Genomic DNA, 12,417 nt, shown 5'->3' with positions numbered 1-12,417 from the left:
TTTACCGGCGGAATTTCTTTAGTTACACTACGTTACTTAGCGTTACTTTACGCAACCAAGGTGTGACTACATGTCCGACTTCCTTCGCCAGCCGCTACCCGCGGTGACCGGTATGTACGCAGGCTACCGCCCGCTTTCCCTCCACGCCGCCGCCGGACGGCCGGCATGAAACTCTATCGCGAAGAACAGGGCTGGGCCGAGCGGCTGATCGCCTCCGCCATCCCTTCCGTCACGCTGCGCTCGGCCGTGCCGCCGCACCTGGCGGGTTTCAAGTCCACCCGCGAATACGCCAAGATCTGCATGCGTGCCGCGCTGCACCCGCGCCAGACGCCGCAGTGGCTGCACCTGCTCAACTCGCATCCGGCGTTCTCGGAATACGTGCGCAACTGCCCGCGCTTCCTGTACAAGATCTACCGCCCGTACATCAGCCATGCGCTGGATGCCGGCGCGCGGCTGGACGCGATCCGCGCGCACTACGATGTCATGTTCCGTCACGGGCTGGGCCAGGTGCTGGCGCGCGCCAGCCTGGGTCCCGTCGTGCTGGCCGAAGCGGAAGGTAAAAGCGGCCTGCCCTACCAGATCCAGCTGCGCACCGTGAACATGTTCGACCGCGAGGGCGAACTGGTGCTGCAACTGACCCAGGACGACAAAGCGTTGTATACGGTGGCGTTCACGGTGGCGCCGCGCGATGGCCGCCCGGCCGTCAACATCGGCTGCATCCAGGGCGGCAAGACGAGCGATGCGCGCGAGGCGATCCGCACGGCCACGCGCGACCTGCACGGCATCCGCCCGAAACAGCTGATGGCGACGCTCGTGCGCCAGCTGGGCCACGAGTACGGCTGCGAACGGATGGTGATGGTGTCGAACCGCAACCGCGTGATCTACAAGGCGATCCGCAACGGCCGCGTGCTGGCCGACTACGACCAGCTGTGGGAAGAACTGGGCGCCCGCAGGCGAGCGGACGGCGACTGGGAACTCGACTGCGCGCCGGTGGCGGCGCCGGACCTGGACAGCATCCCGTCGAAGAAGCGGTCGGAGGCGCGCAAGCGGCATGAAGTCGTGAGCAAGCTCGCCGACGCTGTATGTGAAGGCTTGAGAGCCCGGTAGGTTACGCGCGAACGGCGCTGGCCGGCACCAGGATCGGCACCAGCTCGCTCCACACCCTCTCCACACTCATCTTGTTCATGCAGTCGTGATGCCCGAGCGGGCACTCGCGCTTGCGGCACGGCGAGCATTCCAGGCGCAGCGACACCGTCCGCGCCACTTCCGACAGCGGCGGCGCGTAATCCGGATCCGTCGAGCCGTACAGGGCCACCACCGGCCGGTTCAGCGCCGACGCGATGTGCAGCAGGCCGGAGTCGTTGGAGACGACGGCGCTCGCCCGCGCCAGCAGCGCGATGGCGTCGTCGAGCGACGTCAGGCCGGCCAGGCTGCGCACCGCCCCGCCGGCCACGCCCACATGCCGCAGGACCTGGTCGCACGTCTCGCGATCGTTCGGGGAACCGAGCAGCACCACCTGTACGCCCGGCACGGCGTCGACGACCTTCGCGGCAAGCTGTCCGTAGTACGCGGGCGGCCAGCGCTTGGCGATGCCGAATTCGGCACCGGGTGCGAACGCGACGAGGGGGCGGGACAAGTCCACGCCGAGACGCTTGCCGACCTGTTCCGTTTCTTCTCCGCCGACGACGAGGTAGGGACGCACCAGCTTGCCCGGCAGCGGCACCTCGGGCTCGCGCGCGAGGGCCGCGTAGAACGGCACCATCGAGCGGCGCGGCTTCTCGTCATGGTGCATGACGTTGACCATCCCGTAGCGCATTTCTCCCTTGTAGCCGATGCGGCGCGGGATGCGCGCGAGCCACGGGATCAGCGCGTATTTCAGGGTATTGGGCAGCACGTAGGCGTCGCTGTAGCCGCGCTCCTTCAGGATCCGCGCATAACGCCAGCGTTCGCCCAGCTGCAGCGCGCGGTGGCGGAACGGCGTCACGAGGATGTCGTCCGCCTCCTGGATGCGGCGCCACACGGGCACCACCTGCGGCGGCGCCAGCACGTCGATGGCGCGTTCCGGATGGGCCTGCTTGAGCAGGCGCAGCAGGGGCTGGGCCATCACGGCGTCGCCGATCCAGTTCGGCGAGATGACCAGTGTGCGGTCGCGCTCGTCTCGTTCCGTGGTCATGTCTCTTCCACCAGAGCGGTGAACTGCAGGCGGTACAGGTTGGCGTACATGCCGCCCTGGGCCAGCAGTTCGTCGTGCGTGCCCTGCTCGACGATGCGGCCATGTTCCATCACGACGATCAGGTCGGCGCCTTCGATGGTCGACAGGCGGTGCGCGATCACGAACGTGGTGCGGCCGGCCATCAGCGTGTCGAGGGCGGCCTGCACGGCGCGTTCCGATTCATTGTCCAGCGCCGACGTGGCCTCGTCCAGGATCAGGATCGGCGCATCCTTGTAGATGGCGCGCGCGATGGCCACGCGCTGGCGCTGGCCGCCCGAGAGGCGCATGCCGTTCTCGCCGATCATCGTGTCGACGCCTTCCGGCAGCCGCGCCACGACGTCGTCGAGATGCGCGGCGTGAATGGCCGCCGCGAGGCGCGCCTCGTCGACGTGCTCGACGCCGTAGGCGATGTTGGCGCGCAGCGTGTCGTCGAACAGCACGACGTTCTGGCTTACGAGGGCCAGTTGGGCGCGCAGCGACGGCAGCTGGATGTCCTGGTACGGAATGCCGTCCAGCAGGATGCGGCCGGCTTCCGGTTCGTAGAAACGCGTAACGAGGTTCACGAACGTCGACTTGCCGCCGCCCGACATGCCGACCAGCGCGACGGTCTGGCCCGGCTTCACTTCCAGCGACACGTCGTCCAGCGCGGGCGACTGCGCGTTCGGGTAGCGGAACCTCACGTGCTCGAAGCGCACGTGGCCCTGCGCACGCGCGATGGTACGGGTGCCCGGGTCGTGCTCGACGGGCGCATCGATCAGGTCGAACACGGTCTCCGCCGCGGCGATCCCGCGCTGCATCGGGCCGTTCACTTCGGCCAGCGCCTTCAGCGGCGTGAGCAGCATCAGCATCAGGGTGACGAATTTGGTGAACTCGCCCACCGTCATGTCGGCGCGCAGCGCCAGCACGACGACGAGCGACAGCGCGAGCGACGTGGCGATCTGGGTCACGGGCGTCGTGGCCGCGAAGGCCACCGTCATGCGCTGCGAAAAGCCGCGCAGGGCTTCGCTGCGCAGGTAGAAGCGGCGGTTTTCGTAGCGCTCGCCGGAGAACACGCGGATCACCTGGTGGCCGCGCGCCGCTTCCTCGACGACCTGCGTCATCTCGGCCGTCACGCGCTGGTTCTCGCGGTTCAGGTGGCGCAGGCGGCGGCTGGTGGTACGCACGATCACGGCGGTCAGCGGCACGACGACGATGGCGACGAGGGTCAGCTTCCAGTTCAGCCACAGCAGTGAGCCGAGCAGGCCGATCACGACGAGGACGTCGCGCACGAACGAGATGAACACGGAGTTGATCATGTCCACGACCTGGCGCACGTCGCCGACGACGGTGTTGATCACCTTGCCCGTCGACTCTTCGTGGAAGCGCGCGACCGGCAGGCGCAGCAGCCGCGCGAAGGCCTGCGCGCGCAAGTCGTTCAGCACGCGCGAGAGCACCCAGTTGTTGTAGTAGGCGGTGGCGAACGTGCCGATGCCGCGCAGGACGAAGATCGACACCAGCACGCCCGGGATCCACCACAGGCTGAATTGCACGTTTTTATTGAAGCCCTTGTCCATCAACAGCCGCAGGGCTTCGCCCAGGAGCGGCTGGGTGGCGGCCGTCAACGCCATCGCGAGCAGCGACAGGAAGGCGCGCCCGCGATAGGGTTTCAGGATCGCCCACAGGCGCTTGATGATGACACTGTTATCCAATTTTTTCTTTCGCATTCAGGCAGAAGCCCATGAGCAAAAACACCATGAGCGCATAGAACAGACTGCCCTTCATAGACCAGAAAATCACTTCCGTCAGCCCGAAGCCGACATAGCCGAGCACCACGAACACCCCGCCGAGCGCGACCGCGAACTGCGGTCCGCGCTGTTCCGTATCCTGTGCCAGCCGGCGCAGGAAGAAGCGCAGGGGCGCGTACAGCGTGGCGGCCCAGATCACGAAGCCGATGACGCCGCCGGTCGCGAGCGCCTGCAACCCGTCATTATGCAGGTGCGGGAGCTCGAGCACCATCGGATCGAGCCGGCCGGCCTGCGCATACTCGGCCAGGCGCAGGCGGCAGGCGTCGAAACTCATGCCCAGCACCGGGTGTTCGCGGATCAGCATCGCGGCGCCTTTCCACAATTCCAGCCGGGTGCCGACGTTGGTCCACACGGTGCCGCCCTCGTACCAGGCGCGCGCTTCGTGCACGCCTTCGGCGAAGCGCTCCTGCACGCCCAGCGCCGGCGTGAACCAGGCCGCGGCCAGCACGGCCACGCCGGCGGCCAGCAGTGCACGCGCCCGGCGGCCGTCGATCCGGCCCGCGTGGCGCCCCAGCACCAGCGCCGCCAGGACGAGCGACGCCCAGCCGCCGCGGGTGCCGGTCAGCACGGACGCGGCGAGTCCCGCCAGCGCGCCGGCGCCGGCCAGCAGCACGTCGCGCCGGCGGTCGCGCATGTCGATCGCGCCGGCCAATGACAGCAGCCCCAGCAGCATCGCCAGGTCGCCGAACGTGATCGAATTGATGAATCCGCCCGGCCGCTCGATGTGCAGCACGAGGCGCTGCCAGGCGATGAACGGCAGCGCCGCCACCGCACCCGCGCTCGCACCCCACCACAGCGCCCGGCGCGGTGCGCGCACGGCCACGACGAGGACCAGCGCGCTGACGGACAGGAGCATGCGCAACGGCTTTTCCTGCACGCTCAGCCGCTCGCCGCGCAACAGCGCGCAGGCAAGCACGAACAGGAAGTGCAGCAGAAAGGCTAACACGACCCAGCGCACCTGCGGCCAGTGGCGCACGAGCGCATCACGGCTCGGTTTGAAGAAAATCAAAGCGCTGGCCAGGAAAAGGAAACTCGCAAGATTCACGCCGAACGAGGTGACGAGGCTCAAAAAGGGTAACAGGAAGGCCAGGGCGCCGATCCAGACCCGCATCGGCTCCCTCGTGTTCGTCGGATTGCTGTTCATCGATGTTCTTGTGGGATACTCTTGCCCCTGAATACGGCAGTGTACACTGGACCTTATGCTTCACGCACAGACAATCTCGGTCGTGATCACCACCTATAACCGGCCAGACGCGCTGGAGGCGGTGGTGCGGGCATGTTTTATGCAGAACGACAAGAATTTCGAAATCATTATCGCTGATGATGGCTCGACTGCCAACACGCGTGCCTGCGTGGAGCGGCTCGCCGTGGCGTCACCGGTGCTTCTGCGCCACGTCTGGCAACCCGACCTGGGTTTTCGCGCCGCGATGGCGCGCAACCGCGGCACCCTGGCCGCCACGGGCGACTACATCATCTTCCTGGACGGCGACTGTATTCCCCAACGCGATTTCATCGCGCGCCATCGAAAGCTTTCCGAACCCGGCTGCCTCGTGTCGGGCAGCCGCATCCTGATGTCGGAGACGCTGACGCGCCGGGTGCTGGAAGACGGGATCGACGTGACCGCCACGTCGGCGCTGAGGCGCCTGCAATGGCGGCTGCGGGGCGATCTGAACAAGACTTTACAGCCGCTGGGGCTGCGCTGGCCCGACCTGGGCCGCACGTCGCGCAAGTTCACCTGGCGGCGCATCAAGAGCTGCAACCTGGGCGTCTGGCGCAGCGACCTGGAAAAGGTGAACGGGTTCGACGAGAGCTTCACGGGCTGGGGCCATGAAGATTCCGACCTCGTCGTGCGGCTGTTCCACGCCGGCGTGCGGCGCAAGGACGGCGCCTTCGCCACCGAGGTATTCCACCTGTGGCACCGCGAGGCGCAGCGCGATCAGGAGACCAGCAACCGCAAGGTCGTCCTCGAACGCGCCGCTAACAAGGTTACGCAGGCAACGATCGGGTTGCGCGAACACGCGCAGCCGGCGCAATAGCGGACCGGCGGGTATCGGCCGGCGCCGCGGCCTCGACGCGGAACACGCTGACCACCTGCGCCAGCTTCGCGGCCTGCTCCTGCATCGCTTCCGACGCCGCCGCCGCTTCCTCGACGAGCGACGCGTTCTGCTGGGTCACCTGGTCCATCTGGGCGATGGCCTGGTTGATGTGCTCGATGCCCTCGCCCTGCTCCTGCGTGGCGTTGCTGATGGCGCCGATCATCGTGCTGACCTTGTTCACGCTGGCGACGATCTCCTGCATCGTCGCGCCCGCTTCCTCCACCAGCTTGGCGCCATCGTCCACGCGCGCCACGGAATCGCCGATCAGGGCCTTGATTTCCCTGGCGGCCGTGGCGGAACGCTGAGCGAGGTTGCGTACTTCGCTCGCCACCACGGCAAAGCCCCGGCCCTGCTCGCCCGCGCGGGCAGCTTCCACCGCGGCATTCAGCGCGAGGATATTCGTCTGAAACGCGATGCCGTCGATGACACCGATGATGTCGACGATCTTGCTCGACGAGTCGTTGATCGACGCCATCGTATCGACCACGCGCGCGACGACTTCGCCGCCGCGGCCCGCCACCTCGGCGGCGGAATCGGCGAGACGGCTCGCTTCACGTGCGTTCTCGGCGCTGTTCTTCACGGTCGACGTCAATTCTTCCATCGACGCGGCCGTCTCTTCGAGCGAGCTGGCCTGTTCTTCCGTGCGGCTCGACAGGTCCAGGTTGCCGCTGGCGATCTCGCGCGATGCCGTGGCGATCAGGTCCGTGCCCGTGCGCACGTCGGCGACGATGCCGGCCAGCGCGTCGCGCATGCGTTTCATCGCGGCCATCAGGCTCGCATCAAGACCGGCGCGCACGGGCACGTCCATGCCGAGATCGCCGGCCGCGATGCGCTGAGCAACCGCGACGGCATCTTCCGGATCGCCGCCGATCGAGCGCTCGACGCTGCGCACCACCGCCCAGACCAGCGCCGTGAGCAGCGCGCCGATCACGACCAGCCAACCGGCCGCGCCGGCCAGCTGGGCGTGGAAGGCGTGATCGAGGTCGTCGATGTACAGGCCGGTCATGACGTACCAGCCCCACGGTTGATACGCCTGGATGTACGTGAGCTTGGGCTCGGGCTGTTGCGAACCCGGCTTGGCCCACAGGTATTCGATGAAGCCGGCACCGTTCGCGCGGGTGGAGGCGATGCCGTCCACGTAGGGTTTATGGCCTTCCGGATCGACGGTCTGGTCGATCGCGGTGCCGACCAGTTCCTGCTTGATCGGATGCATCAGCACGGCCTTGTCGTCGTAGATGACGAGGTAGCCGCTGGTACCGAAGCGCAGCGCCCGGGTGCGCGCCAGCGCCTGCTTTTTCGCCTCGTCGAGCGGCAAGGTGCCGGCGGCGGCGAGGGCCGCGTATTCCTTGGCGATGGACGCGGCCATCTCGCCGGCATTGGACAACTGGGTCTTGCGTTCCTCGAGACGCAGCGCGCGGCTTTGCAGGGCGTGCACGCTGAACACGGCCAGCAGGCAGATCCAGCTCAGGAACAAGGGAAGGAAGAGTTTTTGGCGAAATGTAATTTTCATATTGGTCAGCCTGGGATTTCCGTAGACCAATATTTACCGTCGGGAGCGGATCAAACTCAATGGTAAAAGTGCAATTACACCTAAATAACCATATTTCGACCACCAATACGCGGCGGCGCTACAACGCAGTTGGCAAAGTGTCTTGCCTTGTGCGTATTGTTGCGCCGCCCGATGGCGTTCAGTACTCGACCGCGACCTCTTTCGCGCCGAGGTGCAGCTCGAGCGCGTATTTCAGTTCGTCCGACGGCGCCACGCGCCAGGCATCACCCAGCTGCAGGGTGCACGGGATGCCCTGCGGCGTCACGCGCAGGCTGACCGGCAGGCCGTTCTCGTGGCGGTACGGCTGCAGGATCTCGGCCAGCTTCGCCGGTGCGATCGTGCACGCCACGTCCATCTCCAGCTTGTGGCCGTACTGGATGCGCGCCGTCGCGATGTCGAACACCTTCTCGGCCGTGATGCGCAGGCCGCCGTTGAACCGGTCTTCCGACACTTTACCCACGACGAGCAGGAACTCGTCCTCGCGGAAGATGTTCTTGTGCTGTTCGAACAGCTCGTTGTAGATCGTGACCTCGACGACGCCGGACTTGTCGTCCAGCGATACGATGAGGATCTTGCCGCGCTGCGTGAGCTGCGTGCGCACGCCCGTGATCACGCCGCACAGCATGCGCGGGTCGCGCGACGGCTCCAGGTCCTTCAGCTTGGTCTTGGCGAACCGGCGCACTTCCTGCGCGTACGAGTCGAACATATGGCCCGACAGGTAGTAGCCCAGCGCCGTCTTTTCCTCGGCCAGCTTCTGGCGGTCCGTCCACGGCGTTGCCTTCACGTAGTCCGGCGGCGCGACGAGATCGGAATCGTCGCCGCCGAACAGGCTGACCTGGTTCGCCGCCGCCGCCGCCTGGCCCGCCGCTTCCATCGCGAACGCGACCGACGCGAGCAGGATCGCGCGGTCGACGCCGAAGCAATCCATCGCGCCCGCGCGGATCAGCGATTCGATCGTGCGGCGGTTGATCTGCTTGCGGTCGACGCGCTTGCAGAAGTCGAACAGATCCTTGAACCTGCCGCCCTCTTCGCGCGCGGCGATGATCGCCTCGATGGCGCCCTGCCCCGCACCTTTCACGCCACCCAGGCCATAGCGGATGTTCTTCACCGGCTTGCCCGTGACGGACGGCGGCGGGCCTTCCGGCGTGAAGCGGAACTGCGATTCGTTGACATCCGGCGGCAGGATCGTCAGGTTGCACATGTCGATCGAGTCCTCGACGAGGATCTTGATCTTGTCCGTGTCTTCCATGGCCAGCGACATGTTGGCTGCCATGAACGCGGCGGTGTGGTGAACCTTCAGGTACGCCGTGTGATACGACAGCAGCGCGTACGCGGCCGCGTGCGACTTGTTGAAGCCGTAGCCCGCGAACTTCTCCATCAGATCGAAGATCTCGTCGGCCTTTTCGGTCGTCAGGCCGTCCTTCGCGGCGCCGGCGCGGAAGATCGCGCGGTGCTCGGCCATTTCCTCGGCCTTCTTCTTGCCCATCGCGCGGCGCAGCATGTCCGCGCCGCCCAGCGAGTAGCCGCCGACGATCTGCGCCATCTGCATCACCTGCTCCTGGTAGACCATGATGCCGTAGGTCTCGGACAGGATCGACTCGGTACGCGGGTCCGGGTAATCGAATTTCTCGCCGTGCTTACGCTTGCAGAAGTCCGGAATCAGGTCCATCGGGCCCGGACGGTACAGCGCCACGAGCGCGATGATGTCCTCGAAGCGGTCGGGACGCGCATCCTTCAGCATGCCCTGCATGCCGCGGCTTTCAAGCTGGAACACGGCGACGGTCTTCGCGTCGGTGAGCAGCTTGTACGTCGGCCGGTCCGTCAGCGGCAGCTTGGACAGCTCGAAATCCTTGTCGGCCGGATCGAGCGCGCGGATATAGTTGACGGCACGGTCGAGGATGGTCAGCGTGGTCAGGCCCAGGAAGTCGAACTTCACGAGGCCGGCCGCCTCCACGTCGTCCTTGTCGTACTGCGACACCACGCCGGCGTCGCCGCCCTGCGTGTACAGCGGGCAGAAGTCGGTCAGCTTGCCGGGCGCGATCAGCACGCCGCCCGCGTGCATGCCGATGTTGCGGGTGATGCCTTCGACCTGCTGCGCGAGCTCGATCAGCTGCTTCACTTCTTCCTCGTTCTCGAGGCGTTCCTTCAGCATCGGCTCTTCTTCGATCGCCTCGGCGATGGACACCTGCTTGCCCGGCTTGAACGGAATCAGTTTCGAGATGCCGTCGCAGAAGTTGTAGCCGAAATCGAGCACGCGGCCCACGTCGCGGATCGCGCCCTTCGCCGCCATCGTACCGAACGTGGCGATCTGCGACACGGCGTCGCGCCCGTACAGGTCCTTCACGTGCTGGATCACCAGCTCTCGCTTTTCCTGGCAGAAGTCGATGTCGAAGTCGGGCATCGAGACGCGTTCCGGATTCAGGAAACGTTCGAACAGCAGGTTGTATTTCAGCGGATCGAGGTCGGTGATCTTGAGCGCGTACGCGACGAGCGAACCCGCACCGGAGCCGCGGCCCGGGCCGATCGGCACGCCGTTGTTCTTGCCCCACTGGATGAACTCCGCCACGATGAGGAAGTAGCCCGGGAACTTCATCTTGATGATGGTGTTGTTCTCGAACTCCAGGCGCGCTTCGTAGCGCGGGCGCTCCTTCTCGCGCTGCACCGGGTCGGGGTACAGCTCGACGAGACGCTCTTCCAGGCCCTTCTTCGTTTCCGCGACGAGGAATTCATCGATCGTCATGCCCGGCGTCGGGAAATTCGGCAGCTGCGGCTTGCCGAGCGTGAGCGTCACGTTGCAGCGCTTGGCGATTTCCACGGAATTGGCGAGCGCGCCCGGCAAGTCCTTGAACAGCTCGGCCATCTCGGCCTGCGACTTGAAGCACATGCCCTCATTGAAGCGGCGCACGCGCTTGGCGTTGGCCAGCATCTCGCCCTCGGCGATACAGACGCGCGCCTCGTGGGCGATGAACTCGTCCTTGCTGATGAACTGCACCGGATGCGTCGCGACGACCGGCAGCCCGAGCCGGTTCGCCAGCGCCACCGAATGGCGCACCTGCTGTTCCTGGTTCGGCTGGCCGGCGCGCTGGATCTCCACGTAGAAGTGACCGGGGAAGCTCTGCGCCCAGCGCCGTGCGCACGCCTCGGCCTTGTCCAGGTCGCCGTTGTCGATGGCCTGGCCGATGTCGCCGAACTGCGCGCCGGACAGCACGATCAGGCCGTTCGATTGCGGCACGTCCGGCTCCAGCGTGGAGACGGAGGTCGCCAGCGCTTCCAGCCACTCGACGCGGATCTCGGCCCGGCCCTTGTACTGGTTCGTGAGCCACGCCTTGGACACCAGTTCGCACAGCTGCAGGTAGCCCGTCTTGTTCTTGCACAGGATGAGCAGGCGGAACGGCTTGTCGCGGTTCTCGTCGTTCGTGATCCACGCATCGACCCCGACGATCGGCTTGACACCCTTGCCGCGCGCCGCCTTATAGAAGCGCACGAGGCAGAAGGCGTTGGCCAGGTCGGTGACACCCACCGCCGGCTGCTGGTCCTTGACGGCAGCAGCCACGAGGTCGTCGATGCGGACGAGGCCGTCGACGATCGAGTATTCGGTATGGACGCGGAGGTGGGTGAAGATCGGTGAAGTCATCCTGTCATTTTACCTCGGACGGCCGAATCGGAGGGTTGCATCCAGGCACGGTGATGCTCTTGACAAGACGCCGATGCGTGATCTCAGAATGCATAGTTGATGGCCCCGCCGAACACCCACTGGTTCGGACTCCCGCGCCGGTCCACGATGGGGCTGTCCTTCGCATCCCCCAGCAGCCGTTCATAGCGCCCGGCCAGGGTCAGCCCCCAGTGCCGGTCGAACTGCGACGTCAGCTGGAACGGGACCCGGATCGACGTCAGCCCGCCTTCGGCCCGGTACGGCGTCCCGCCCCGCTCCGGGAAGGCGGCGAGATCCGCGCCGTTGATGCCGAAATAACGGTCGTTGAAATGGTCGCTCGCGAAAAACAGGCTGAAGCCGGCCGAACCGAGCAGCGGCCGCCCGCCCAGGCCTTGCGGGAACGGATAGAAATACGTCGCCTTGATGCTGCCGGTGGCACCCGTGTACAGGTTGTTCGTGTTCCACGCGACGTCGCCACTGAACACGATCTTGTGCAAGGGATCGCCGGACATCGGCATATCGTAGCTCGCAAAGATGCCCAGCTCGGACGCGGCCGGAATCCGGCGCATCTGGCGGACGATGGCATCGTCGACGTCCGTGTCGCGTGTGGGCCGCGCCCGGTACAGGAAGCCGGCCCGCAGGCTCTTGAGCTGGGCAAACGTCTCCGGCAGGTTCATGTCGGACGGCAGTACGTTCAGCTTGACTTCGGGCCCGATCACCCGCAGCCACATGCCGTTGCCGAAGTTCGCATGCAGGAAACCGGCCCCTTCGGGATGGTAATCCTCGGAACCGGGAAAGTCCGGCAACCCGAACGCGCCCGCCCCCACCATATTGATTTCCTGCGGCATCTCGACCGGGATCACTTCCTGCGCGCCCGCATGCGCCGCGAACAGCAAGGCGCCGGACATCGCGAGACCGGCCTTGAACAACGTTGGCTTCGTCATGATTCACCCCTCGGTGGAAAGATGCGAACCATCCTAAGGGGAGACGTCAATACGGTCGTTTGCGGCGGCTCATATGCGCCATCGAACTTTTATGAATCGACTTTGTCCCGACGAACGCGACAACCAAACATCGTGACCAAATAACAACAGTCGGTATTAAATTATGACCAACATTGCCAT

The 12,417-nt window shown here is 65.7% G+C and carries 8 protein-coding genes; 2 read left to right on the top strand and 6 right to left on the bottom strand.

Annotated features, from left to right (window positions below; all coding sequences use genetic code 11):
• Positions 1-165 precede the first annotated feature (165 nt).
• Positions 166-1,107: a VirK/YbjX family protein gene (locus P0M04_RS13585; RefSeq protein WP_259449789.1), complete on the top strand. Its 942-nt coding sequence runs from the start codon at positions 166-168 to the stop codon at positions 1,105-1,107.
• Position 1,108: 1 nt separating this feature from the next.
• Here the strand turns inward: P0M04_RS13585 and waaF are convergent, their stop codons facing one another.
• Genes waaF through P0M04_RS13570 form a run of 3 tightly spaced genes read right to left on the bottom strand, consistent with a single transcriptional unit; the run spans position 1,109 to position 5,140 of the window.
• Positions 1,109-2,173 carry a lipopolysaccharide heptosyltransferase II gene (waaF, locus tag P0M04_RS13580; protein ID WP_259449788.1) on the bottom strand — a complete coding sequence of 355 codons (1,065 nt, stop codon included), beginning with the start codon at positions 2,171-2,173 and terminating at the stop codon, positions 1,109-1,111.
• Positions 2,170-3,900, bottom strand: a complete 1,731-nt coding sequence (gene msbA / locus P0M04_RS13575; RefSeq protein WP_259449787.1) for a lipid A export permease/ATP-binding protein MsbA — start codon at positions 3,898-3,900, stop codon at positions 2,170-2,172. Before msbA ends, waaF begins: the two co-directional genes overlap by 4 nt.
• A complete protein-coding gene (locus tag P0M04_RS13570) occupies positions 3,893-5,140 on the bottom strand; it encodes an O-antigen ligase family protein (protein ID WP_259449786.1) in 1,248 nt (415 codons plus the stop codon). Before P0M04_RS13570 ends, msbA begins: the two co-directional genes overlap by 8 nt.
• A gap of 82 nt (positions 5,141-5,222) precedes the next feature.
• On the opposite strand from P0M04_RS13570, the gene P0M04_RS13565 reads away from it, so the two are divergent.
• On the top strand, positions 5,223-6,032 hold the full coding sequence (locus P0M04_RS13565; RefSeq protein ID WP_307734406.1) for a glycosyltransferase family 2 protein: 810 nt from the start codon (positions 5,223-5,225) through the stop codon (positions 6,030-6,032).
• Here P0M04_RS13565 and P0M04_RS13560 read toward each other — a convergent pair.
• The 3 genes from P0M04_RS13560 to P0M04_RS13550 all read right to left on the bottom strand — a co-directional run bounded on the left by P0M04_RS13560 (position 5,983) and on the right by P0M04_RS13550 (position 12,237).
• Positions 5,983-7,602 (bottom strand): methyl-accepting chemotaxis protein, encoded by a 1,620-nt coding sequence (locus tag P0M04_RS13560; RefSeq protein ID WP_259449784.1) that lies wholly within the window; start codon positions 7,600-7,602, stop codon positions 5,983-5,985. The genes P0M04_RS13565 and P0M04_RS13560 overlap by 50 nt on opposite strands.
• A 178-nt stretch (positions 7,603-7,780) precedes the next feature.
• Positions 7,781-11,275: a DNA polymerase III subunit alpha gene (gene dnaE / locus P0M04_RS13555; RefSeq protein WP_259449783.1), complete on the bottom strand. Its 3,495-nt coding sequence runs from the start codon at positions 11,273-11,275 to the stop codon at positions 7,781-7,783.
• Between the two features lie 83 nt (positions 11,276-11,358).
• Complete coding sequence (locus P0M04_RS13550) at positions 11,359-12,237, bottom strand: MipA/OmpV family protein (RefSeq protein WP_259449782.1); 879 nt, start codon at positions 12,235-12,237, stop codon at positions 11,359-11,361.
• Positions 12,238-12,417: the final 180 nt, after the last annotated feature.

This window comes from Telluria mixta (assembly GCF_029223865.1).
GTDB lineage: Bacteria > Pseudomonadota > Gammaproteobacteria > Burkholderiales > Burkholderiaceae_D > Telluria > Telluria mixta.
This window is presented reverse-complemented; position numbering and strand designations above follow the sequence as displayed.